This window comes from Arthrobacter sp. NyZ413, from assembly GCF_049390645.1.
Classification (GTDB): domain Bacteria; phylum Actinomycetota; class Actinomycetes; order Actinomycetales; family Micrococcaceae; genus Arthrobacter.
Window position 1 is genome coordinate 204,633 of record NZ_CP155434.1, and the last position, 24,364, is coordinate 228,996.

General features: G+C 64.3%; 22 protein-coding genes. 9 read left to right on the forward strand and 13 right to left on the reverse strand.

Features of this window, described 5'->3' with window-relative positions:
* Positions 1-39: 39 nt before the first annotated feature.
* Positions 40-2,685, reverse strand: coding sequence for an ATP-dependent DNA ligase (locus tag ABCW42_RS00995; protein ID WP_423183122.1), 2,646 nt, complete (start codon positions 2,683-2,685; stop codon positions 40-42).
* Between the two features lie 38 nt (positions 2,686-2,723).
* Here ABCW42_RS00995 and ABCW42_RS01000 point away from each other — a divergent pair, with 38 nt between their 5' ends.
* Complete coding sequence (locus ABCW42_RS01000) at positions 2,724-3,620, forward strand: Ku protein (RefSeq protein WP_423183123.1); 897 nt, start codon at positions 2,724-2,726, stop codon at positions 3,618-3,620.
* Between the two features lie 229 nt (positions 3,621-3,849).
* Here ABCW42_RS01000 and ABCW42_RS01005 read toward each other — a convergent pair whose 3' ends face one another.
* The 4 genes from ABCW42_RS01005 to ABCW42_RS01020 all read right to left on the reverse strand — a co-directional run bounded on the left by ABCW42_RS01005 (position 3,850) and on the right by ABCW42_RS01020 (position 5,146).
* Positions 3,850-4,116, reverse strand: coding sequence for a DUF7218 family protein (locus tag ABCW42_RS01005; protein ID WP_423183124.1), 267 nt, complete (start codon positions 4,114-4,116; stop codon positions 3,850-3,852).
* 78 nt (positions 4,117-4,194) lie between these two features.
* Positions 4,195-4,626 carry a hypothetical protein gene (locus ABCW42_RS01010; protein WP_423183125.1) on the reverse strand — a complete coding sequence of 144 codons (432 nt, stop codon included), beginning with the start codon at positions 4,624-4,626 and terminating at the stop codon, positions 4,195-4,197.
* Between the two features lie 80 nt (positions 4,627-4,706).
* Positions 4,707-4,883 (reverse strand): CsbD family protein, encoded by a 177-nt coding sequence (locus ABCW42_RS01015; RefSeq protein ID WP_423183126.1) that lies wholly within the window; start codon positions 4,881-4,883, stop codon positions 4,707-4,709.
* A 95-nt stretch (positions 4,884-4,978) separates the two neighbouring features.
* Positions 4,979-5,146 (reverse strand): DUF4175 domain-containing protein, encoded by a 168-nt coding sequence (locus ABCW42_RS01020; RefSeq protein ID WP_165962229.1) that lies wholly within the window; start codon positions 5,144-5,146, stop codon positions 4,979-4,981.
* A gap of 337 nt (positions 5,147-5,483) precedes the next feature.
* Here ABCW42_RS01020 and ABCW42_RS01025 point away from each other — a divergent pair, with 337 nt between their 5' ends.
* Complete coding sequence (locus ABCW42_RS01025; protein WP_423183127.1) at positions 5,484-5,963, forward strand: Dps family protein; 480 nt, start codon at positions 5,484-5,486, stop codon at positions 5,961-5,963.
* 132 nt (positions 5,964-6,095) lie between these two features.
* Positions 6,096-6,950 carry a DNA topoisomerase IB gene (locus ABCW42_RS01030; RefSeq protein ID WP_423183128.1) on the forward strand — a complete coding sequence of 285 codons (855 nt, stop codon included), beginning with the start codon at positions 6,096-6,098 and terminating at the stop codon, positions 6,948-6,950.
* Positions 6,951-7,037: 87 nt separating this feature from the next.
* Here the strand turns inward: ABCW42_RS01030 and ABCW42_RS01035 are convergent, their stop codons facing one another.
* The 6 genes from ABCW42_RS01035 to ABCW42_RS01060 form a co-directional block, all read right to left on the reverse strand.
* Positions 7,038-7,316 (reverse strand): HPr family phosphocarrier protein, encoded by a 279-nt coding sequence (locus ABCW42_RS01035; protein ID WP_133203431.1) that lies wholly within the window; start codon positions 7,314-7,316, stop codon positions 7,038-7,040.
* Between the two features lie 33 nt (positions 7,317-7,349).
* The gene (locus tag ABCW42_RS01040; protein WP_423183129.1) at positions 7,350-9,089 is read right to left on the reverse strand and encodes a phosphoenolpyruvate--protein phosphotransferase; all 1,740 of its coding nucleotides are present in this window, start codon (positions 9,087-9,089) and stop codon (positions 7,350-7,352) included.
* 34 nt (positions 9,090-9,123) lie between these two features.
* Positions 9,124-11,142 (reverse strand): PTS fructose transporter subunit IIABC, encoded by a 2,019-nt coding sequence (locus ABCW42_RS01045; protein ID WP_423183130.1) that lies wholly within the window; start codon positions 11,140-11,142, stop codon positions 9,124-9,126.
* Positions 11,143-11,144: 2 nt separating this feature from the next.
* Positions 11,145-12,167 (reverse strand): 1-phosphofructokinase family hexose kinase, encoded by a 1,023-nt coding sequence (locus tag ABCW42_RS01050; protein WP_423183131.1) that lies wholly within the window; start codon positions 12,165-12,167, stop codon positions 11,145-11,147.
* Positions 12,164-12,973, reverse strand: a complete 810-nt coding sequence (locus tag ABCW42_RS01055) for a DeoR/GlpR family DNA-binding transcription regulator (RefSeq protein ID WP_423183132.1) — start codon at positions 12,971-12,973, stop codon at positions 12,164-12,166. The genes ABCW42_RS01050 and ABCW42_RS01055 overlap by 4 nt, the downstream gene beginning before the upstream one ends.
* A gap of 269 nt (positions 12,974-13,242) precedes the next feature.
* Positions 13,243-13,581 carry a hypothetical protein gene (locus ABCW42_RS01060; RefSeq protein ID WP_423183133.1) on the reverse strand — a complete coding sequence of 113 codons (339 nt, stop codon included), beginning with the start codon at positions 13,579-13,581 and terminating at the stop codon, positions 13,243-13,245.
* Positions 13,582-14,313: 732 nt separating this feature from the next.
* On the opposite strand from ABCW42_RS01060, the gene ABCW42_RS01065 reads away from it, so the two are divergent.
* A complete protein-coding gene (locus ABCW42_RS01065; RefSeq protein ID WP_423183134.1) occupies positions 14,314-15,051 on the forward strand; it encodes a GAF and ANTAR domain-containing protein in 738 nt (245 codons plus the stop codon).
* 1,069 nt (positions 15,052-16,120) lie between these two features.
* Here the strand turns inward: ABCW42_RS01065 and ABCW42_RS01070 are convergent.
* The gene (locus tag ABCW42_RS01070) at positions 16,121-16,552 is read right to left on the reverse strand and encodes an SRPBCC domain-containing protein (protein ID WP_423183135.1); all 432 of its coding nucleotides are present in this window, start codon (positions 16,550-16,552) and stop codon (positions 16,121-16,123) included.
* Positions 16,553-16,729: 177 nt separating this feature from the next.
* On the opposite strand from ABCW42_RS01070, the gene ABCW42_RS01075 reads away from it, so the two are divergent.
* The 5 genes from ABCW42_RS01075 (at position 16,730) to ABCW42_RS01095 (ending at position 23,116) form a co-directional block, all read left to right on the forward strand.
* Complete coding sequence (locus tag ABCW42_RS01075) at positions 16,730-17,347, forward strand: alpha/beta hydrolase (RefSeq protein WP_423183136.1); 618 nt, start codon at positions 16,730-16,732, stop codon at positions 17,345-17,347.
* Positions 17,348-17,483: 136 nt separating this feature from the next.
* Positions 17,484-18,512, forward strand: a complete 1,029-nt coding sequence (locus ABCW42_RS01080) for a LacI family DNA-binding transcriptional regulator (protein ID WP_423183137.1) — start codon at positions 17,484-17,486, stop codon at positions 18,510-18,512.
* Between the two features lie 13 nt (positions 18,513-18,525).
* Positions 18,526-19,263: an HAD family hydrolase gene (locus tag ABCW42_RS01085; protein ID WP_423183138.1), complete on the forward strand. Its 738-nt coding sequence runs from the start codon at positions 18,526-18,528 to the stop codon at positions 19,261-19,263.
* 45 nt (positions 19,264-19,308) lie between these two features.
* Complete coding sequence (locus ABCW42_RS01090) at positions 19,309-21,678, forward strand: glycoside hydrolase family 65 protein (RefSeq protein ID WP_423183139.1); 2,370 nt, start codon at positions 19,309-19,311, stop codon at positions 21,676-21,678.
* 112 nt (positions 21,679-21,790) lie between these two features.
* A complete protein-coding gene (locus tag ABCW42_RS01095; RefSeq protein WP_423183140.1) occupies positions 21,791-23,116 on the forward strand; it encodes a hypothetical protein in 1,326 nt (441 codons plus the stop codon).
* Here the strand turns inward: ABCW42_RS01095 and ABCW42_RS01100 are convergent.
* Positions 23,109-24,353: a macrolide family glycosyltransferase gene (locus tag ABCW42_RS01100; RefSeq protein WP_423183141.1), complete on the reverse strand. Its 1,245-nt coding sequence runs from the start codon at positions 24,351-24,353 to the stop codon at positions 23,109-23,111. The two genes, ABCW42_RS01095 and ABCW42_RS01100, sit on opposite strands and share 8 nt — an antisense overlap.
* Positions 24,354-24,364: the final 11 nt, after the last annotated feature.

Below are 24,364 nucleotides of genomic sequence, written 5' to 3' on the forward strand. Positions count from 1 at the left end.
GCGCCCATGGAATTCCGGGGGCGCAGGGCATTTTCCGCGTCACGAGGCATTTTCCGCGTCGCGGTGGACGTCTTCCGGTGCCTTGTCGGGACGCCAGCCACGCCACACGGGATGGCGCATCCTGCTGGAACTGGTCCAGTCGCCGAAAGTCACTTCGCCTACAAGCTCCGGAGCTACCCAGTGGGCAGTCGCCGCGTCTTCGGCCGGAATGTCGTGGAAAGGTGAATCCGGGCGGTCCAGGTTTTTCAAACGCTGCAGGATGTCCCGCAATTGCCAGTCCTTGAACCCGGTTCCCACGCGGCCCGCATACCGCAGCTTGTCGCCGTCGGGAATTCCCACAAGCAGCGCGCCGATGGTCCCTTTCCGCTCACCTGAGCCGGGCCTCCAACCACCTACCACCACTTCCTGCATGCGCTCCAGCTTGAGCTTGATCCAGGACCTGCTCCGACGCCCTGGCAGGTAGCGGCTGTCCGCGCGCTTCGCCATCACACCCTCCAAACCAAGCTCCGATGCGCTGGCCAGGAGGTCGGAAAGATCGTGCTCCAGGACCTCGGACAGGTGGATCGGCGAACCTTTCACGGCGTGCCTGGCATGGAAGGCCGCCAAGCGCTCCCGGCGTTCGCGGAGCGGCAACGGGACGAGGTTGGCGCCGCCGTCGGAGCCCGCGTCCCACAGGAGGTCGAACACCATGAGCTGCACCGGCACCGCGGCTCGAGCCCTTTCGACGTCTCCCGGTTTGAAGAGGTTCATGCGTTTTTGGAGGAGCTCGAAACTGGGCCGTCCATTCTTGCCCAATGCCACTATTTCGCCGTCGGCCACGAAATCGTTGTCCGGCCAATAACGCGGATCCGCGAGCTCGGGATACGTGGCCGTCATGTCGTTCCCCGCCCTGCTGGTGAGGCGGATCTTGCCGTGCGAACGGGTCACGATGGCCCGGAAGCCGTCCCATTTGAGCTCGAACAGCCATTCCCCGGCGGCGACATCACCGGCGGTTCCGGCTGTGGCGAGCATCGGCGCGTAGTCCGGGACAGTGCCGGCCGCGGATTCACCGCCGCCCGGCGCTTCCGGCAAGATCACTTTGTGGTGCCCCGGGCTGTCCTTCATCAAGTGAATGAGCCACTGCGACGGCGATTCGCCCGTGTGGATGAGCGCGAACCGCCGCGTACCGTGCAAGCCGCCTCCGGGCATGCCTGTCAGCGTGGCGATTACTTCCTTGCCGTCGCGCCATTTTTCGCACTCGAACTCGCCGCTGTCCCAAATGCTGACGGTACCGGCGCCGTATTCGCCTTTGGGAATGATGCCTGTGAACTGGGCGTATTCCATGGGATGGTCTTCGGTCTGCACCGCCAGATGGTTCTTGGCAGGCGTGTCCGGCACTCCGCGGGGCAGCGCCCACGACGCCAGCACGCCGTTGTGTTCGAGCCGGAAATCCAAGTGGAACCGCCGGGCGTGGTGTTCCTGGATGACGAATATTCCGCCGGCCGGGTGCGGTTCCGCGTCTTCCTGCGGGGCCCGGGACAGTCCTTTGTGCCCGACGGCGGGAAACGGTTCCGGTGTCCGGTTCGGGTCGCGCTTGTCCACGTACTTTGCGAGCCGTGGGTTGACGGGGGTGCCCCCTGCGGCGGTGCCCCTGGTTGTGGTTTCGCCGGCGGGGTTGCCCCCGGCGGTGCCTTCGACGGCGGTTACCACCGACGCGCGGTGCCGGTCCCGCGCGCCCCGCGAGTCGCCGTCGTCGTTCTCGTCCCTGTTACGGGAATGCGCAGGGTTGCCGGGATGCGCGGACGCCTGCCCGGATCTCGCCGCCACCGCGGCAAAGGGGTCCTTCCCTTCCTTTACGCGCTTCATTACCGCTGTGAAGTCCAAATGCTCAAGGTCCGGCGACACCAGTTCCCGCCACGTCCTGGGGGCCGCGACCATGGGGTGGGCGCGGCCGCGGAGCGAGTACGGAACGATTGTTGTCTTGTTTCCGCTGTTTTGGCTCCAATCCACCAGCACTTTGCCCTTGCGGAGGGTCTTCTTCATGTCGCTGACAACCAGATCCGGATGGTCGGCTTCCAGGGAGCGGGCCAGTTCGTGGGCGAACGCGGAGACCTGTTCCCATTTGCCGGTGCCGTCGAGTCCGGCGTAGAGGTGGATGCCCTTGCTGCCGCTCGTCACGGGCACCGGGTCGAGGCCGATATCCTGCAGGATGCTGCGCGCCAATTTGGCAACTTCCACGCACTCCGGAAGTCCCGTGCCCGGGCCGGGGTCGAGGTCCAGGACAAGCCGGTCGGGCGGGAGCATGGTCCCGTCGGCGTCCACTTGCCACTGTGGCACGTGGATTTCCAAGGCCGCGATTTGCGCCAGCCACGTGAGCGTCGCGAGGTTATTCACCAGTGGATACACGTTGCTGTGGTCACTGTGCTGGATCGTGACGCGCTGAACCCAGGATGGCGCGGAGTTGTCGAGGTTCTTTTGAAAGAACATCTGGCCTGGAGCGGACGCGGTTCCGACGCCGTGGACCCAGCGCTTGCGTGTGGCCGGCCGGTCCGCCGCGGCGGGAATCAGGAACGGCGCCACCGTGGCGTAGTACTCGAGCACTTCGGCCTTCGTGGTGCCGGTCTCCGGGTACAGGATTTTGCCCAAGTTGGTGAGGGTCAGTTGATGCCCTTCAACGTTGACGCGTTCCTTGTGGCTGGTTGCCACCTCTTCACCTCCGCCTTGATGTGATGTTCACTTAGTGCATGAGGGCCATATGGAAGGGTTCTATCGCGTTCGGGCTGGTCAACGTCCCGGTCAAGCTTTACAGCGCAACCGAGGACCACGATGTCAGTCTCCACCAAGTGCATAACAAGGATGGAGGCCGCATTCGTTACCAACGCAAATGCGAAATCTGCTCCGCTGTTGTGGATTACGAGGATATCGACAAGGCCTACGAAGAGGAAGGCCGCACCGTGGTGCTCTCCGCGGAGGACTTGAAGTCCCTCCCGGCCGAGAGCAGCCGCGAAATAGAGGTGGTGGAGTTCGTCCCGGCCGAGCAACTGGACCCCATCATGTACGAGAAGCCGTACTACCTTGAGCCGGACTCCAAGTCGCCCAAGGCCTACATGCTGCTCCTGCGGACCCTCCAGGACACCGAACGCGTGGCTATAGTGCAGTACGCCCTCCGGCAAAAGACCCGCCTTGGCGCCCTGCGGGTGCGCGGCGATGTGCTGATGCTGCAATCGTTGCTGTGGGATGACGAGGTCCGCGAAGCCAACTTCCCTTCCCTCGAGACCGACGTCAAGATTTCGGACAAGGAGCTTGAAATGTCCTCGGCCCTGGTGGATTCCATGGCCCGCGACTTTGAGCCCGAGGAATACACCGACAACTACCAGGTCCAACTTCGCCAACTCATCGCGGCCAAGTTCGAAAAGGGTGACTCCATCGACACCGAGGAGACCTTCGGGGTCACCGCGGGCGAAGGAGAGGGCGGCGAAGTCATCGACCTCATGGAGGCCCTCAAGCGAAGCCTTGAAAAGAAGCGGGGCAAGTCGTCCGGTTCTTCGTCCGGGGACGCCGATGAAGAGCCCGACGCCGGTGCTGGTGCGGGTGCCGGCCGAGGGGCGGGGAGGCCGAGGGCGCGGGCCAAGAAAGCCTGACGCGGATTTTGAGGAGCATGTTCCTCCCTCGCAACGAAGAATGGACATGCTCCTCGGTTTCGACGGGACATGCTCCTCCCTCGCAACGAAGAGTGGGCATGCTCCCCGGTTTCGACGGGACATGCTCATCGCTTGCAATAAGGAGCGGACATATTCGGAATATGTCCGCTCCTCGGGTCAAACGCGGCGCATGTCCCGTGGATGGGGCGCTCGCTGCGAAGCCAGCGATTCAGTGGTTCCTCAGGGCCGAGATGAGCTCGGACTTTCTCTTGTCGGAGTAACCAGTGAGGCCCAATTCCTTGGCCCGGGATTTCAACTCGGGCACGGTCCAATCCTCGTAGTCTCCGGATTCCCCGCCTCGGCGGCCTATTTCCTTCCGGCCTTCCTTTGCCGCGGCGTTCGAGATCCTGGCAGCCTTTTCTTTGGAGGCGCCGTCCTCCCGGAGTGATTCGTAGAGTTCGGGATCCTTCAGGCCCGGGGTCTTTTTGTTCGGCATGTTTCCTCCTTTGCCGTGACTTACTGCGTCGGTCCCGTCGTGCCCGGCTGACACGACAAAGTGCCAACCCGCACACCGTTACGACGGTATTTCCATCCGGAATCCACAACGGCATTGCAGGACCTTGGTTGCCAAGTAGACATCGAGCAGGTTGACCGAGGTGTCTTCGGTGGAAATGGGGTCGTAGATGCTATGGAAGCCGGTTGCCGATATTTTCATGGGTTCGCCGCAGTGGATGTAATCCCCGCCAAACTGCAGCACTCCAGAAGCGGTGGCACCCCGTTGGTTCAGGATTGCCGCTACGTCGTGGAAAGCCGCCATGTGCGCGTAGAAGGTATCGCATTCAACGCAGGTGTACGCGATGTCCACCAAGTCATTGACCGGCGGTTTGAGGGGTTCGATGGAATCCAGGACCAAATGCTCGCTGGTTCCGCATGTGCTGCACCAAACTCGTTCGCCCCGAGGCAGCGGTGCTCCTTGGGGGACAATCGGATCAGAGATAGTCGGCATTGACCGCGCTCCTAGGAACTGCAAAGTTTTTGGGTCGAAAATGCGGCCCCCGCCTAGGGCAGAGGCCGCATTCCGTTTAGTTAGTCCTTCTTGAAAGCGTCTTTTACTTTCTCGCCAGCCTGCTTCAAGTCGCTCTTGGCCTGGTCCATCTTGCCTTCGGCTTCCAGGCTCTCGTCATCCGTGAGCTTTCCGGCTGCTTCCTTGGACTTGCCGGCTACTTTCTCTCCGGCATTGCGGATCTTGTCATCTGCACCCATGGACGTACTCCTTTGCTGGTGATGGGCCTACAGACCTCGCCAGACTGGCTAACGCCAGTCGGCGCGGTCGGGTTGTTTGAGTTAGCGGACGCCCGCTATATGTGGGACCTGCGGCCGCTCATGAAGCTGAGGAGCCAGCCGATCGCCGCGACGATCAAGAGCACCACGCCGACCCAAAGGAGCCAGCTAACAGCCTGCGAGAAACCGCCAACGAGCAGGAGGACGATTGCCACAACGCCCGCGATGATCAGAAGAGTGTTCACTGTGACACATTCCTTACTTCAGCGGGGCCAGCGCCTGTTGCCTAGCCCCTCGAGATGTATTCGATTGCCAGTTCAGTTTCGAACCGTGATACTCACCAGGTTCCTTTACCCCAGACGAGGTCTTGGTGTCGCGGACCCCGTTTCCGGGTTATCCGGTCCCGAGGTATCGCGATATCCTTATCCTACTACTAAGCACACTTAGTAAATCAAGAGGTAAGCGCACTTAGGAAGTTATCGGGCATAGTCTTAGGGTGGTTTGAGGGACAGATTCGGTGCCCCGAAGGCAACGCCGAATGTGTCCGAATCACAGTCAGAACACCGTCTAGAAGGGGAAACCATGAAGGCATCGCAAACTCTGGCAGACAATCTTCAAATGGTCCTGACCGACCTTATCGAGCTCCAGCTACAGGGAAAGCAAGCACACTGGAACATCGTGGGAGCCAACTTCAGGGACCTTCACCTCCAGCTCGACGAGCTTGTGGAAGCGACCCGGCTGTTCGGTGATTCCACGGCGGAAAGAATGCGCTCGCTCCACGCCCTGCCGGACGGGCGCAGCGCAACCATTGCCGGTTCAACCCGGCTTGAGCAGTTCCCAGTGGGCCTCACCACGACGAAGGACGCGGTCAAGCTGATCACGGCCCGCCTCGAGCGGACAGTGCAGACGATGCGCGACGTCCACGACGAAGTTGATGAGGAAGACCCGACGTCGGCGGACCTCCTGCACGAGATGATCGCCCGCTTGGAACAACTGGCATGGATGATCAGCGCTGAGACCATGACGGCGAACTCCTCCGTCACCGATCCTGCGGAAGCCTGAGTCCGCGGCGCCCGACAACCAGTTCCGCGGACTCGCAGCGTGGCCCGGCTTCGGCGCAGTCGGCCGGGAACCCCTGGTATATCCCGGCGACGGTCCGGCCGCGGCTTCAGTTATTACCGTCCGGACGGGTCCTTGGTTTCCGGCGCGGAGCGCAAGCGCCTCAACGCGCTCGCCATCCCGCCCGCGTGGTCCGAGGTCTGGATATGCCCGTTCGATAACGGGCATATCCAGGCGATGGGAGTGGACGACGCCGGGCGGAGCCAATACATCTACCATCCGGAATGGCGCGCGCGGCAGGACAAGGAAAAGTTTGAGCGGGCCGTGCGTCTCGGTGCCGTCTTGCCGAATGCGCGGCGCTTGGTCTCGCGCGACCTTCGGGGTTCGGATTCGCTGAAAACCCGTACCCTTGCCGCAGCTGTGCGGCTTATGGACCTGGGAGCGCTACGGGTAGGTTCCGAGGGCTATGCACGCCGCAATGGTTCGTACGGCCTGACCACTTTGAGATGCAGGCATGTCACGGTCAGTGGCGCCGCCGTGCATCTGCGGTTTCGCGGGAAAAGCGGCCTCGACTGGGAATCCACCGTGGAAGACGAGGAATTGGCACGTTTCCTCGAGCCGTTGGCGGACCATCCCGGAAAAGAGCCGTTGTTGACCTATGAGGACGGATCCGAGCGTTTTTCTTTGAACGCTTCAATGGTCAATGAGTATTTGCGCCGCATCACGGGCGGGAACTTCACGGCCAAGGACTTTCGCACCTGGAAAGGCACGGCGACCGCGGGAATGGCCCTTATCGGCGGGTCCGAACTGCCTCCTCGCAAGCGGATCGTCGAAGCCATGAAGGAGGCCTCGGAGTTGCTCGGAAACACGCCAACGATTGCAAGGACCTCCTACGTCGACCCGCGCATCGTCGAAGGTTTCCTCGCCGGCGACCTCGAAGACCTCAAGGCGAGGGAGTCCGACGTCGTAAATTACCTGACCTCCACATGAGCATGCCCTCCGCTAGCTGCAAGGAGTGGACATAAACGGATTATGTCCACTCCTCGGCGCTAAGGGAGAGCATGCTCGGTGGGTGGGCTATTCGGCGTCGTGGTCCGTCTCGAGGATCTTGACGAGCTTGTCGAGCGCTTCGTCGGCACCGGCACCTTCGGCGCGCAGTACCACGACATCGCCGAAGGATGCTCCGAGGCTCATCAGGGACAGGATGCTGGATGCGTCCATGGCGTCGTCGGCGGGTTCGCCAGCCTTGGCGATGGTGACCTCGAGGTCGAGATCGCCGGCGGCCTCGGCGAAGATGGCCGCGGGACGGGCGTGCAGGCCGACGCGGCTGGCGATGGTGGCGGTACGTTCGGACATTGTTGCTCCTTCGTTTGTGGACTTGAGGAAAGTCTAAAGACCCAACTCATCCAGAATAGGGAGTTGGGCGCGGACTGTCTGGCGTGCCGCTGAAGCACTTGGCGCAGCCAGCGCGGCCACGGCGAGGTTCCGTGCTTGCTCAACGGTTACGGTGGCCAGCACCGTTGAAACGGCAGCCAGCGCGCGGGCGCTCATCGAGAGCGTCGCCACGCCGAGTCCAACGAGTACGACGGCGAGGGCCGGGTCCGCGGCAGCCTCACCGCAGACGCCCACGGGCTTGGTGCCGGCAGCGGCCGTGCCCGCGGGCACCGTGCTGGCGGCAGCAGCGCCGTCGACGGTCAACTTCACGAGTTGCAGCACGGCCGGTTGCCAAGGGTCGTTGAGGCTCGCGAGCGGGCCGAGCTGGCGGTCGGCCGCCATGGCGTACTGGGTGAGGTCGTTGGTTCCAAGGGAAGCGAAGCTGACTTCGCGCAGCACTGTGGACGCGGTCAGGGCAGCAGACGGGACCTCCACCATGACGCCCGGGGTCCGCAAACCGGCGGCCGAGCAAAGGGACGCGAAGCGTGCGGCCTCATCGGCGGTGGAAATCATGGGAGCCATGACCCAGACCTCGGCCTGGTGGGCAGCTTCCGCCGCCGCGATCGCTTCCAGTTGGCGTTCGAGGACACCGGGAGACGTGAGGTCCGTCCGGTAACCGCGGACACCGAGCGCGGGGTTGGGTTCGTCGGCGTTGGTGAGGAACGGAAGGGGCTTGTCAGCGCCGGCGTCGAGGGTCCGGGCCACTACCTTCTTGCCCGGGAACGCCGCGAACACCGCGCCATAGGCGGCGATCTGCTCCTCGACGGAGGGTTCGTCGTCGCGGTCCAGGAAGCAGAATTCGGTGCGCAACAGGCCGACGCCTTCAGCACCGGCGTCGGCGGCTCTGACCGCGTCCGCGCCGGTGCCGACGTTGGCGAGCAGGGGCACGCGGAAGCCGTCGGCCAAAGCGTTGTTTCCGCTGAACGCGGCAAGGGTGGACGCCTGGGTCGCCCAGGCCTTGGCGGCGAGGCGAAGGTCCTCGCCCGGTTCGGTGGTGATGGTCCCGGCGGCACCGTCGAGGTAGATCTCCGTGCCGTCGTCGAGCCCGTCAACGCCGGGAGCCGCGACGATCGCGGGCAGGCCGAGGGCCCTGGCCAGGATCGCGGTGTGGGATTGCGGGCCGCCGCTGGAGGTAATCAGGGCGATGACCTTAGTGGGGTCCAGGGTGGCGGTGTCAGCGGGGGCGAGGTCCTCGGCTGCCAGGATGAACGGAACGTCCGACGCCGGGATGCCCGGCTCGGGCAGTCCGCGCAGTTCCGAGACGATCCGGGCGCGGACGTCCAGGACATCCGCGACCCGTTCGGCCATATAGCCGCCGAGGGCTTTCAAGGATTCGGCAACCGTGGCTGCCGCTTCCCAGACGGCCAGTTCGGCGGTACGCGCGCCGCCCGGGGCTTCGGGGGAGAGGAGCCTGATGGCCGACTTCACCAACATGGGATCGGCGGCCATCAGGGCTGTTGCTTCCAAGACCTCTTTGCCTTCGCCGGACGCTCCGGCGGCTCGGGCACGGAGTTCCGCCTGCACGGCCTTGGCGGCATCCTTGATGCGCCGGCCCTGCGATTCGACGGTGACGTCCGCAGGATTGTCGGCTGCCCCGGGCGCGTGCGGGGCCGGCTCCTGGACCGGCTTCGGCATTTGCCGTACCGGACCCAGGACGCGCCCGGGGGCTACGCCTACACCTGAAAAGGTCTGCATGGATGTGGTCCTCTAACTAGCTGGTTGGCAGTGGTCAGGCTGCGACGGGAACGCGGACCTGCTCGGCTTCTTCGGGCTTCCGGACGGCCCAGCGCTTCAGCGCGAGCAGCACCAGGGCGGTAACCGCGGAACCGATCACGATCGAAACGATGAACATCGTGATGTTTCCAATCGCGAAGAAGACGAAGATGCCGCCGTGCGGTGCCTGGGAAGTCACGCCGCTGGCCATGCAGAGTGCGCCGGTGATCGCGCCGCCCAGCATGCTGGAGGGGATGACGCGGAACGGGTCTGCAGCAGCGAACGGGATGGCGCCTTCGGAGATGAAGGAAGCACCGAGCAACCAGGCGGCCTTGCCGTTTTCGCGCTCAGCGAGGCTGAAGCCCTTCTTGTTGATGGTGGTAGCCAGAGCCATGGCGAGCGGGGGAACCATGCCGGCGGCCATGACCGCGGCCATGATCTGCAGCGGAGCCGGGTTGGCGAGGCTGCCCGCGCCGAGGCCGGCGACGGCGAAGGAGTAGGCAACCTTGTTGACGGGCCCACCGAGGTCGAAGCACATCATGAGGCCAAGGATGATGCCGAGGACAATCGCAGATGCGCCGGTCATGCCGGTCAGCCAGGTGTTGAGCTGGGTGGTCACCCAGGCAATAGGACCGCCGAGGACCAGGAACATGAGGCCGGAGGCGACAATCGAGGCCAACAGCGGGATGATCACGACCGGCATGAGGCCACGGAGCCACCTCGGGACGTCGAAGGTGCCGATCCAGTGGGCCGTCAGGCCGGCGAGCAGACCACCTACGAGCCCACCAAGGAAGCCTGCGCCCATGAAGCCGGACACCGCACCGGCAACGAAGCCCGGGGCAATGCCGGGACGGTCCGCGATGCCGTAGGCGATGTAGCCAGCCAGCGCCGGGACAAGGAAGCCGAGGGAAAGCCCGCCGATCTTGAAAGCAACCGTGCCCAAGTAAAGGGCGAGGTTACCGTCGGGAAGGTTGAGCAGGGTGTTGTGGGCCAGGATGTCGTTGGCCTTGGTGCCCAGGGCAATGTCGTAGCCTGCGAGCAAGAAGCCCAAGGCGATGAGCAGGCCGCCGCCGGCGACGAACGGGATCATGTAGCTGACGCCCGTCAGCAGGACCTTCTTGACCTTGGTGCCGAGGTGCTCGCTCGCAGCCTCGGACGCTTGCTCGGCGCGTTCTTCGGCGCCGAAGTGCGGCACACGGTGGGCATGCGGGTCGGTGGAGGCGGCGATGGCTTCCTGGACCATCTTGGCCGGTTCGTCGATGCCGCGCTTCACGGGTGCGTTGATGACGGGCTTGCCCGCGAAACGCTCCTTGCCGCGCACATCCACGTCCACTGCGAAGATCACGGCGTCGGCGGCGGCAATGACGGCCGGGTCAAGGGCAGTGAATCCGCCCGAGCCCTGGGTTTCCACCTGCAGGTCGACGCCGGCTTCCTTGCCTGCTGCCACGAGGGAGTCGGCTGCCATGTAGGTGTGGGCGATGCCGGTGGGGCAGGCCGTAACGGCGACGATCCGCTTGGGGGCGGAGGCTGATGCGGCGGCAGCCGGCGCCGGAACCGCGGCCTCGGAAGCAGCCGCGGCGGGCTTGTCGGCAAGGGCGCCTTCGACCAGTTCCACGATGTCTTCAGGCGTCGCGGCCGCGCGGAGTCCTGCGGTGAAGTCCTTCTTGATGAGGGAGCGGGCCAGCTTGGCGAGCAGTTTCAGGTGCTCCTGGTCCGCGCCTGCCGGGGCGGCAATGAAGAAGATGATGTCTGCGGGACCATCCTTGGCGCCGAAGTCCACCTTGTGCGAGAGCCGGGCCATTGCGAGGGTTGCTTCGGTCACGGCTTCGGAGCGGCAGTGCGGAATTGCGATTCCGCCGGGGACGCCCGTTGCGGTCTTCTGCTCGCGGGCGAAGGCGTCGGCGAAGAGCCCTTCAACCTCGGTGGCACGTCCCTCGGCGGCAACTTTGCCCGCCAGGAAGCGGATGACATCGGCAGGAGCATCGCCGAGGTTCTGGTCGAGGGTGACCAGTTGGGGGGTGATGAGCTGGGTCACTGTTAGTCCTTCTGAAGGGCCGTGATGGTTACGGCGTCGGGAGTTGTTTGGTGGACTGCCGGGACAGTGGAGCCCGGCAGCGAGGCAGCGGCGGCACCATGTGCCACAGCCTGACGAAGGCAGTCCTGCGCGGATCCGCCACGGGTGGCGGCCAGCAGATAGCCGGCAAGGGACGAGTCGCCCGCACCAACGGTGCTGACGGCTTGGATCGGCGGATGGGTGGCGAGCCACGCACCGTCGGCGGTTACCAGGACTGCGCCTTTGGAACCGAGTGTTGCGAGTACCGCTCCCACACCGCTTTCGACGACGGCGGCAGCGGCCTTGGCGGCGAGGCCCGGGTCCGCTTCCAGTTCGTCAGCCGTGTGGACGTTTGCGAAGCCCGCTGCGGCGGCCAGTTCGGCCAGTTCCTCAGCGTTGGGCTTCAGGAGATCGGGCTTCCCGCTGATCTCTCCGTCGGCGTTACTGCCGATGGAGGCTGCCAGCGGGGCACCCGAGGAATCGATCGCGATCAGGGGAGCTCCGCCGTCATTCGCTGGGTTGTCCACCGAACTGTTGCCCCTGGAACGAAGGCGCCGGGCCACGGTGGCGTAAAAGTCCGCGGGCACCCCTGGCGGGAGCGAACCGGCCAGTACCACCCAGCTCGCACCACGGGAGCGGTCCAGCAGGAGCCCGATCAGGGCTTCCTGCTCGTCCGGGCTCAACTCCGGGCCGGGTTCGTTGATCTTGGTGGTGACGCCGTCCGGCTCGGTGAGCGTGACGTTGCTGCGCAGCGGCTCGCTGATCGGCAAGGCGGCGTAGGGGACGCCGTCGTCGAGCAGTCCGGCGAGGACGGGATCGGAATCCCCGCCCGGCAGGACCGCGACGGTGTCCAGGCCCGACGCGACAAGCGCGCGGGAGACATTGACGCCTTTGCCACCTGAGTGCTGGTGGACGGCGACGGCGCGCTGCACCTCGCCGCGGGCCAAGGCGCCAGGGAGCTCAACAGTCCGGTCAAGGCTGGGGTTGGCAGTCAGTGTGACGATCATGCGACCACCACGTCGACGCCTGCCTCAGCCAGGGCGGCCGAGAGCTCTTCGGATGGTTCGTGGTCAGTAATCACGGTGTCCACATCTTTCAGGGCGGCGAACTGGACGAGGGTTTCGGCGTCCAGCTTGGAGGAGTCCGCGAGGACGACGACGCGCCGTGCGGACGTGACGAAGGCGGCCTTGACGGCGGCTTCTTCGGGGTCAGGGGTGCTGAGCCCGAACGTGGCATGGATTCCGTTGGCGCCGACGAACGCGATGTCCGGCCGGAGCCGGGACGCGGCGTCGACGGTGGATTGTCCGACGGCGGCCTGCGTGAGTCCGCGGACACGGCCGCCGAGGATATGCAGGGCGATGTGCGGATGGCCCGTCAGCTGGCCGGCAATGGGAATGGCGTGTGTGATGACCACCAGCTCCTCATCGGCAGGCTTTCCGTTGGCGGACGCGTTGGTTTGGGCGCGCTGGCCGAGGAGGCGGGCCAGTGCCTCGGTGGTGGAACCGGCGTCGATCAGGATGCTGCCGGCGCGGTTTTCCGGGATGAGGGCAAGGGCGGCCTCGGCGATGCGGAGCTTTTCCGGCTGGCGCTGGACGGCACGTTCGACGACGCTTTCCTCGCGGGTGCTGAGGCGGTCCGACGGAACGGCTCCGCCGTGGACCCGCCGGATGTTCCCCGCGGATTCAAGGACGGCGAGGTCGCGGCGGACGGTTTCCGTGGTGATGCTGAACCGGTCCGCGAGGTCCGTAACGCTGACGCGTCCGCGCTCGGCAACGAGCTCGGAGATCAGCTGCTGGCGCTCCTCGGCGAACACATACCCTCCATTGCGTACAAGCGATCTGGTACATCCGTGACAGTCATCACATGATGTGGAATTGCTTGACTCTATCTTTGTTCATGTTGCTCTGTCAATAGAAAACAACATAAACAAAGATTGTGGGATGCGGTTTTGGGGTTGTGGGGTGGAGTGGATGTGGTTTTGGGTGGGTTTGGCTACCTTTGCGGGGCGCGTTAGCGGTGCTCGTGCGTTAGGGGTGCTCGTGTGTTAGCTGGGCCGGTGCGCCCGCGCTGCCGCCTGCTGCGCTACGGCCACTCGATGCCGTGCGGCCGGACGGGCTTTCGAGTCGCCGGATAGTTGATCGGGAGGTTGTCCGGGTCTGGCGGGTCGGGCAAATCCAGCTTCCTCGCCGGGGAGTTTTCCGTCTGGTGCTTCTTCCTTCGCTCGTCCACCTCGTCGAGGCCCTGCTCGGGGCGTTGCTCTACGCCCGACTCAACGCCCTGCTCAACTCCCTGCTCGGGGCGTTGCTCGGAGCGGGTATCGACGCCCTGCCCTGGGCTGCGGTCGACCGTGTCCGGCGAGTCCTTGCGGTTATCGCTCTTCTGGCTGTTCCTGCCGGACCCTGCGCTTCCGTGTTTCATCATGCTTCTTTCTTCCCGTGGTTTCAGGCCCGGCTACGCAGGTATTTTCAGTTCGAAGCTGCAACTGCACCTCAAGGTCTTCACCACAAGAATTGCTTCCTGGGGTGAGCCGTCTGCTGATGGGTGGTCACCCTTCGGCATTTCGATTCTTTGGCGGGACCGCCCCACTTCCCTGAGGGGTTCGCTGCAGTGGAAGTAGTGGTTGCCGAACTGGAGGAGGCCATCCTGTATCCCCCGACGATTCAGGATGGCCCCCGCTTGCTGGACGGTGGCAGGGTGGCTGTAGGAGAACCCGCATGAGGCGCACCTGTAGAACACCGCCAGCAACTGGCCAGGCGCTGATGCCTGGCCAGGGATCTGGGATTGGATTGATTCAACGATGAGGTGTTCGTCCGTGCCGCAGGCGCCACACCATAGCGGGGATGCGCCGGGGAGCCCTGGTTCGAGGGATCCCGATGATTGGGAAGTAGCCGACATCGGCTACTTCCGTGCCGGACTGGGATGGTTGCTCATGGGGCAGCACTTTCACATGGGGTGAATAGCGCCCGGCTGCTTGAGCGAACAGGCCGGTGGGTTGGCCTGGGTCCGGTCTATGTACGGACTGTAGAAGAATTCTGCACCGCTCCACGGTGGTGCGCAAGAGTGGTCCACACTGTGTCCACGGAGTGGGCATTCAGCGGTCGCTCCTTACGGATTGTTTCCGCCGTCGGCACTTTTACGCCCTTAAACTGAGGCATGGATGAAATGAGTGCCGACGCCTCCGTGGTGGAGCAGCTCCAGGACTTGGTCATCGATAGCGACGACGTCAGTGGTTTCCTTGAGGACCTGGCAGTCTTTTCGGCCGCGGCAGTGTCCGAGGCCCGGGGTCAGGAAATCCTGTGCGGCATCACCTTGAGCCGGCGCAGGCGCTCCATGACCATAGCGGGGAGCAGCCGGGAGGCCCGGCTCGTCGACGAGGTGCAGCAGGCGTACGGCGACGGGCCCTGCTTGGAAGCGATGCGAACCGAGAAGACGATCCTGGTCCCGGACACCTCAGCGGATTCGCGCTGGGTCGAGTACTGCACCACCATTGCCGAGCGCGGCCATCTCGCTGTCTTATGTGTCCCGTTGGCGCTTGAAGACGGCGCGACGGCGGCCATCAACCTTTTCGCGCCGCAGAAGGAAGCCTTTGACGAGGTGGCTGTCCGGAACTGCGAACAATTCGCCAGCCAGGCAGAAAAAGCCCTGCGGCTGGCTGTCCGGATCGGCGCCAGGCAGCAGTTGGTCGACGACCTTGAGCGCGCCATGCGTTCCCGTACCGCGATCGACCTCGCCACGGGAGTCATCATGGGCCAGAACCGGTGCAGCCAGGAGGAAGCGTTCAACATCCTGACGAGGGTTTCAAACGGCCGGAACCGGAAGCTTCGGGAGGTCGCCGAAGAGCTCCTATCGTCCCTGAACTCCGAAGCGCCGGTCTCGCACTTCGAGCGGTAGCTATGCCAAACTGCGCGACGCTGGTTTTGCCTGGCGACGTCCATCCGGCCACGGGACGCGGAGAAGGGGTGGCGATACCGGAATTCTGGTGTCGTGATGGATTTTCGGCGTCGTCAGGCGAACAAGGTGTCGTGAGGGCCCGACGGCGGTGCGCGCCTTGAGTGCCGTGCCTCCGTGGCTTGGGGTTGGGTTGGTGCGGATGGATGCTGTGCGACGCGGGTTCTGCCTGGCGACGTTGATCCGGTCGCCCGACGCGGAGAAGGAATGGCGAAACCGGAATTCTGGTGTCGCCAGGTATTTTCGGCGTCGTCAGGCGAACAAGGTGTCGTGAGGGCCCGACGGCGGTGCGCGCCTTGCGTGCGGTGCTTCCGTGGCTCGGGTTTGTGTTGACGTGGCGTCGGGCACGGAGGGGTGCTGCGCGACGCGGGTTTTGCCTCGCGACGGAGGTCGTGCTGTGCGACGCTGGTTTTGCCTGGCGATGTTCGTCCGGCCACGGGACGCGGAGAAGGGGTGGCGATACCGGAATTCTGGTGTCGCCAGGTAGTTTCGGCGTCGTCAGGCGGACAAGGTGTCGTGAGGGCCCGACGGCGGTGCGCGCCTTGAGTGCCGTGCTTCCGTGGCTCGGGGTTGGGTTGGTGCGGAGGGGTACCGCGCGACGCGGGTTTTGCCTCACGACGGAGGTCTTGCTGTGCGCTGCGGGTTTTGCCTGGCGACGTACATCCGGCCGCGCGACGCGGATAAGGGGTGGCGATACGGGAATTCTGGTGTCGTGATGGATTTTCGGCGTCGTTAGGCGATCAAGGTGTCGTGAGGGCCCGACGGCGGTGCGCGCCTTGCGTGCGGTGCTTCCGTCGCTCGGGGTTGGGTCGAGGCGGCGTCGGGCGTGGAGGTCTTGCTGTGCGACGCGGGTTTTGCCTCGCGACGTTCGTCCGGCCACGCGACGCGGAGAAGCGGTGGCGATACCGGAATTCTGGTGTCGCCAGGTATTTTCGGCGTCGTCAGGCGAACAAGGTGTCGTGAGGGCCCGACGGCGGTGCTCGCCTTGAGCGACAGGGAGTGTGACTGTGGCTTAGCCTCGTTCGGCGATTTGCTTGACGCTCGTTACCAAGGCGTCCCACATGCCTTCCGCGTGCTTCGCTTCCTCGGCGCTGCCGTTCTTGTCCTGGGTGAGCGTCAGCCTGGTCGCGCCGTTTTGGGGCTCGAGTGTCCAAGTGAGCGTGTGGTAGTTCGCGGGGATGTCGTCCTGGCCGGAGAGCGGGCTGAAATGGGTGTTCACCAGCCGCTTGCCCGGTTCGAATTCGAGGATGACGCCCTTGTCTTCGTAATCCTTGCCTTCCCAGGTGCCCCGCCAGGTGATCGGTCCGCCGACTGTCCAGTCAGTGGAAACCTCGGTTCCGAACATGAATTCCTTGATGGCGGAGGGATCCGTGAGCACGGTCCACACCCGGTCTGCGTCGGCGTCGATGTCAATGCTTGAAGTTGCGATGAAGTTGCCCGTCATTGGTGCTCTCCTTCTGCATGCGCTCGGAGTCCTTAAGCTGGAGCAACAGAGTCTACGCCCGGGGCGCGGCTGCTGAGCGCGAGCTCGCCGGAACGGTGCCGGCTCGCCCGAGCCTTCCGGCGACCCGGGCGCGTTCCGGCGATATCGACGGCGACGCCGCCTACTATGCTTTGGCGCATGGAAACAGTCGTCTGGTCCAAGCCGGAGCATGAGCGCGCGGGCACGCCCCTGCTGGTCATGTTGCACGGGTATGGCACAGACGAGCTCCGCATGGTCAATCTGTTTCCGCAGATCCCCAAGGAATTCACGTGCGCCGCGGTCCGTGGCCCCATGCCCATAGGCGACCACTACGGCTGGTTCCTGCTGGACTACTTCCTTGCCAACGACTTCGCGGACGTCATCAGCACAACCAGCAAGGTGTTCGCGTGGATCGACTCCGTCAAGCACAACCACAGCAGTGTGAGCCTGCTTGGCTATTCGCAAGGGATGGCGATGGCGAGCACCTTGCTGCGGCTTCGGCCCGAGGGGTTCAAAGCGACCGTGGGCCTTTCCGGGTTCGTGTTGGAAAACGATCTCCTTTCCCTCAGTGAATCCTTCGACTCTCCGCCGCCCTTCTTTTGGGGGAGGGACAAAAGCGATCCCGTGATCTTCCGCGACGCGGTCCAGCACACGGAGGAGTGGCTCAACGCGAACACGGCCCTCACCTCGCGAAGCTACCCGGGCATGGGGCACCGGATCGAAGCCCCGGAAATGGTGGATGTCAGCGCGTTCCTGCGGTACTACGTCCTGCGTTAACGCGCTGTTCCTGTCACAATCGCGGGTGCCTGAATACAACTCTTGATTGCCAAAATTGTAAGCGCTTACACTCTTCTTCGGCGGTGCACGGAAATGCCGTCAAATCCAAGGAATGAAAGGGTTGAGGCCGTGTTGAATGGTTAAGTCTCATCGAGCGACAATCCAGGACGTCGCCGTCCTCTCGGGCCTGTCCATCTGCACGGTTTCCCGTGCCCTGCGGAACCTGCCGAATGTGTCCGAAAAGGCACAATCGAAGGTAATGGACGCCGCAGCGAAGCTCGGCTATAAAGCATCATCCGCGGCAGCACGCTTGGCCGGCGGAAGCACCGGATCCATCGCCATCATCACCCCGACCGCAACAGCCTGGTACTTCGCCCAGGCCGTTGAAGCGGCCGAGGAAGTCTTCGGGGACAGCGGATTGGATACCGTCCTCATCAGCCTCCGCGGCAAAGCCAGCGTCAAGCATAAGATCTTCGGTGACTTGCTCGGCCTCTCGCAGCGCGTGGACGGCGTATTGCTCCTCAACGTTGATTTGAGCGATTCCGAGATCGCCCTTCTGGCCGCTTCCGGCCTGGCGGTTGCCAGTGTGGGGATGACGTCCGTACCGTGGGACAACGTAGGAATCGACGACGAAAACGCGGCCTGGGAGGCCACGTCACACCTTCTCGGGCTGGGACACTGGGATTTGGCAGTGCTTTCAGGTGCCGAGAGCCACGAAAACTCCGTCTTGAGCTCGAGCGATCGGCTTAAAGGCTTCACTCGGGCATTGAAGGACCACGACCTCACCGTTCATCCAGACCTGATCATCAACTCCGGCTCCACCATCGACGGCGGCCGCAAAGCCATGAACGAACTCATCGCCCACCGCAGCCTCCCCACGGCCGTCTTCGCTTACTGCGATGAGGCCGCATTTGGGGCATTGATGGCCATGCGGGAACATGGATTGTCCGCGCCCAAGAATGTCTCCGTAATCGGAATCGACGATCACCCCATGAGCTGGTTCATGGGGCTGAGCACGGTGGCGCAGCCGGTTGCGGACCAAGGTGCCTTTGCCGCCAATTTGCTGGTGGAAAGACTCCAGAATGCCGACGCTCCCAACGATCCGTCCAACCATTTCCTCGACACCAAGCTCATCGAACGCAAAACCACACGCCGCCAGCGCTGAACGGACCCCCAACATGACTGATACCCGAGCAATCCAGAAGGGCGCCTGGACAGGCGCCGCCGCGCTCCTTTTCGATCTCGACGGCGTGCTGACGCCCACCGCCGTCGTGCATGAACAAGCCTGGCAGGAACTCTTCGACGGGTACCTGGCCGAAAGCGGCCACCCCGAGGGCTACCAGGAGAGCGACTACTTCGACCACATCGACGGCAAGCCCCGTTTCGACGGCGTCCGCGACTTCCTGGGCTCGCGGGGCATCACGTTGCCGGAAGGCCCGACTGACGACGACCCCGCCAACTCCAGTGTGCAGGGCTTGGGGAACCGCAAGAACCGGATCTTCAACGAGATCGTGGATTCGCGCGGCGTCGAACCCTATCCCGGGTCCGTCCGCTTCATCCACGCGGCCTTGGAGCTGGGACTCAAGCTCGCCGTCGTCTCCTCCTCACGTAACGCTCCGGCGGTACTCAAGGCGGCCGGACTGGACGGTTACTTCCCGGTGGTCGTCGACGGCCAGGTGGCTGCCGCCGTCGGGCTCCCCGGGAAGCCCGATCCCGCCACGTTCCGCTACGCCGCCGAGCTTCTGGACGTTCCCGCTGAAGGCTGCGTCGTCGTCGAAGACGCGGTGTCCGGCGTGCAGGCCGGCAGTGCCGGGAACTTCCGCGCCGTCATCGGCGTCAACCGCGGGGCAGGGCGCCAGACGCTGCTCGACGCCGGTGCGACCTTTGTGGTCGACGACCTCGACGACCTCCTCTAAACACACACCCGTTTCACACCTGGAAACAGAAGGACCCAACAGGCCATGGCACCCATCAGCTCCGACCGGCTGCGCTTCCCCTGCGAACCGTGGAAGCTCGTGGAGAGCATCCACGTACCCGGCGACGCCGGCACGCTCGAAACCCTTTTCAGCCTCGGCAACGGCCACTTGGGCATCCGCGGCGCCCACTGGGCGGGCGCGGACGCCGAACTTCCCGGCACTTTCATCAACGGATTCCACGAAACCTGGGACATCAAGCACGCGGAGAACGCCTATGGCTTCGCACGCACCGGGCAGCGGATCGTTTACGTTCCGGACGCCAATAACTTCAACGTGGTGATCGACGGCGAGCCATTGAGCCTCGCCGAATCCGCCGTGCTGAACTACCGCCGCAGCATCGACTTCGCCACCGGCGTGTACGAGTGCGCGATCACCTGGGATTGCCGCTCCGGCGCCACCGTCACCACGGTGGAGCGCCGCGCTGTCGGCATCCAGTCCAGGGGTTCCCTGGGCATCGAATTGAGCCTCACCGCGGACCGCCTTGTGTCCGCGGACATCACCTCCTTGGTGGTCAACCGGCAGGACCAGCCTGTGGAGGACCACTCCGCGCACGATCCTCGCCGCTCTGGCCGCCACGCCGGCCGCGTCCTGGCCCCCTTGCACCTCCAAGGCTCGGACGGCTCACTGCGCCTCGCCTGGGAAACCGCCGAATCCCGGCAACGAATCGGCATGGCCGTGGACCACTGGATCTCGGCCGAGGGCCAACCGTTCGAAACCGTGGTGGGGGAGGACGAGTCCACTGTCCGCTACGTCCTCGCCGTGAACGAGGGCGACGTTTTCCGGCTTGAGAAGACTGTCAGCTACGTCGTGAACACCGCCGACGCCGACGCCGCGGATCCGGGCGAGGTCCTGGCCTCGGACGCCGAACTCGGGCTGGTGCCTTTCACCGAGATCCTGGCCGAGAGCGCAAGGCACTACAGCGAGTACTGGTCGACGGCGGATATCACCATCGGCGGGCAACCGGAACAGCAGCAGGCCGTGCGCTGGAGCTTGTTCCAGCTCGCCCAGGCAACGGCGCGCGCCGGCGTCGCGGGCATCCCCGCCAAGGGCGTGAGCGGTTCCGGCTACGAGGGCCACTACTTCTGGGACCAAGAGGTGTACCTGCTGCCATACCTCACCTACACCAATCCCGCCGCGGCCCGGCAGGTCCTCGAATCACGCCATGCCATGCTCCCCGACGCGCGGATCCGGGCCAAGGAGCTCAGCGTGGACGGCGCGCTGTTCCCGTGGCGGACCATCAACGGCCTTGAGGCCAGCGCCTACTACGCCGCCGGCACGGCCCAGTTCCACATCGCCGCAGCAATCTCCTTCGCCGCCAACCGCTACCAGTGGGCAAGCGGCGATGCCGGATTCGGCACGGAGGTCGGCGCGGACCTGTTGATCGAGACGGCCCGCATGTGGGCTTCGCTCGGCTTCTTCGGCAAGGACGGGATGTTCCATATCCACGGAGTCACCGGGCCGGACGAATACACGGCCGTGGTCAACGACAACCTCTACACAAACGTCATGGCCCGGTTCAATCTTCGGGCCGCGGCGGCCTTGGACCACCCGGGCGTCCCGGAAACCGAGCGGTTGGTGTGGCACCAGGCCGCGGAGCGCATGTCCCTTCCGTTCGACCCGGACATGGAGGTCTATAGCCAGGACAACGACTTCATGACCCTGGAACCGTGGGACTGGTCCACGCCGAAATCCAAGTACCCCCTGCTGTTGAACTTCCACCCGCTCGTGATCTACCGGCACCAGGTCCTCAAGCAGGCCGACACCGTGCTTGCGATGTTCCTGCAGTGGCAGGACTTCACGGCCGTGGAAAAGCAGCGCGCCTTCGACTTCTACGACCCCATCACCACCGGCGACTCCACGTTGTCAGCCTGCGTGCAGGGGATCATGGCGGCCGAGGTGGGGTACTCCGACGTCGCGCTCAAGCACTTCACCGAGGCCCTGTTCATCGACCTCGACAACACGCACCAGAACACCGTGGACGGCGTGCACATCGCCTCGACCGGGGGGATCTGGAGTTCCTTGGTGTGCGGTTTCGCGGGCATGCGCGACCAAGGCGAAGTCCTGCACTTCGATCCTCGGCTTCCGGTGGAATGGGACAGCCTGGCCTTCCGGCTCAAGGTCCGCGGCCGCGTGCTGTCCGTCGAGCTCCACCAAGGGTCCATGAGCCTCGCGCTGGTCCCGGGTCCGTCCGCGGACACCACCCCGCTGGAACTCAGCGTCCGCGGTCAAAGGCTCGTCATCGGCGTCGACACCACAACGGTGCCGCTCGAATCGGTGCCGGTCCCGCCGCCGTCGGAATTCCCCAGCATGTTCCCGACGGCGGGCCTCCCCGTCATCGGCAACGCCCGGGTCTAAGTCCCACCGATTGCTGCGTAGGTGTCTTTATGAGCCCCTGAATGGCACTTACGCAGCAGCGGATGGAAGTAAAATAGGCATTCTGTTTGCTATTTTCCATGGGGGCCCTTCTTTGGCTGTTTCTCTTGCGCGTCGTCGCGCCCATTCCGTTCCCGCCGCGGCACCCGCCGGCCGCTGGCGAACACCTGTCGCGTACGGGCTGATCGTTATCGTTTCGACCTTGGTGTCGCTGGCGCGGCTCCCTGCCCCGGCTATCGGGACGCTCTGGGCTGAAGATGGCGGAGTCTTCATCAACGACGTGCTCAAGAACCCCGGTCTTCGCAACATCTTCTCCCCCTACCAGGGATACCTCCATGTTGTGCCGCGCGGCATTTCGTGGCTGGTTGTAAAGGTGATGCCGATCGATGGCTGGGCGATCGCGGTGACGGTGGCGGCCTGCTTGGTTGTCGGCGCTGTCGCGGCCCTGGTTTTCCATTGTTCGTCCGCATTGTCGGAGAACGTGTGGACCAGGCTGGGGTTCGCGGCGGTTCCCATTTTGGTTGCCGCCAGCCCTGAGGAAGCCCTTGGAAACCTCGCCAACCTGCACTGGTACTTCCTGTACTTGGCGCCCTGGCTCCTGCTGAAGAGCACCCGGACCTGGGTGGAGAGGATCATACTGACCGTTGCGGCTTTGCTCGTAGGCCTGACGGAAATCCAGACGGCAATGTTCCTGCCGCTGTTCCTCTACCGGCTTCGGGACAAGACCTTGTGGGGCCCACGGCTGGCCCTTCTTGTGGGTGTGGGCGCGCAAGTTTTCACTACGCTGAGCTTCCCGCGCACGAATCCCGATGCGCAGCCCGCAAATTGGCTCTCGGTGTTCTATGCCTGGTTCATCGAAGGCCCGTCGGCCGTTGTTTTCGGAACGGCCGGGCAGGTGGCCCGCGTTGTGACCCGCTTCGGCTGGGTGCCCGTGGCGTTGACCGCGGCAGTCTTTATCGCGGGATTCGTCGTCATCCTTGTGCGGGGTGGCCTACGGGAAAGGGTGGCAGCATGCGCCCTCCTCGGTGGCTCGATCGTGGCGGCTTGCGCGGCGGTGGCACTGAATTTCACTGATTTCTTCGACTACGCCGGATTTGATGAATCCGACTGGGCCGGAGTGCACCTCGGGCGATACGCGGTGGTGCCGTCCATGTTCCTGCTGGCCCTTTTGCCGCTGTTGGGGGAGGTCCTTGGGCGCACGGGAAGGGCAGCGACGATCAGCGTTATGACCGTGCTGATGCTGGTCTATTTCTTCCCGATCAGCGTAGGCCGCGAGTTCGGGCCGGTGTGGGCCGACTTCCTGCCCCAAGCCCGCCAGGCATGCGCACCGTCAAATGCCGGACCCGTGACGATCGTGCCGATTGCTCCAACAGGGTGGATCGTCAAGGGCGTCAGCGTGCCCTGCCAGTTGCTTAAGTAACCCCTGCAGCCGATGACGTCAGGAAATCTTCGATCGCATCCGCGGCGGCCGGGGCGCCCCCGGAACCGCGGATCCGTTGGCTCATGGCGTCGAGATTGCCACGGACAACGGGATCGCCGCTGACCTCAAGAACGGTCTGCCGAATGAGCTCGGGGGTGAGCCCTTCGCGCGGGAGGCGGCGTCCGAGGCCGAGGTCCTCCACCCGCCGGGCGTTCGCTTCCTGCTCCGGTTGCAGCGGGTAGGCCACAATGGGCACCGCGTAGTACAGGGCCTCCATGGTCGAGTTCATCCCGGTGTGCGAGAGGAAGGCGTTGGCGTGGCGCAGCACCTCCAACTGCGGAAAGAACGGCCGTACCTCCACGTTGTCCGGAAGCGATCCGAGCTCCGACACATCAATGCGTTCTCCCACAGCCATGGCCACCTGCAACGGAAGGCCGGCGAAGGCCTGGAGGCACTTCCTGAAGAAATCCGGCTGGTCGTTCAACGGCGTTGTACCCAGCGAGACGAACAGTAACGGCACGTCCGACGCACGAGGCTGCCACGCGCCGTCGTCGCCCCTTTCGCCGAGGCACGGACCCACGAAGTGGAAGCTGCCATCGAAAGTCTCCCCGGCGGGCTGGAATTCCCTGGGAATGAAGGAAATGTTCAGCGAAGCCGGGGGCCCACCCATGAACTTCAGGTGGCCCACCCCTTGCTCGGCCGCGAAATCATGGATCAGTTGGCCGACCTTCTTCCACGCCTCCACCATTCCCTCCGGCGGTGGTCCGGGCATGAGTTGCCGCATGGAGAAGTGCCCGTTGTTGGCATACGTCGGAAGCAATGCGATGTCCGGAAGGCCAAGCTTCGCGGCGGCCATCTTCCCCGACAGAGTCATGGCGTCGTAGCAGATCGCGGCAGGCGGATCTTCGGCGAGCCGGTTGAGGAGCGCGGGAAACTCCTCCCGGGCGCCTTCGAGGATGCGGTCCAGCAAAGCCGTAAGGCCGCCTGCCGCGAATCCCGCGAACATGCCCATCATCGGTGACGAATCGCCGTCGGCCGGGTGCGCGCGCCGGGGGAACCAGGCGGACAGGTCCTTCCCGCTGCGGAAGAACCCGGCCCCCGTGGCCTCGACGGCCTTGGCATACTTGTCCGACGTCGCATACGTGACCCGATGGCCGCGCCGGGCCAATTCCGCGACCACCGGCAACGTTGGATTGACGTGGCCTGCCGCAGGCAAGCAGACAAAAGCGATATGCATGACAGCCCTCC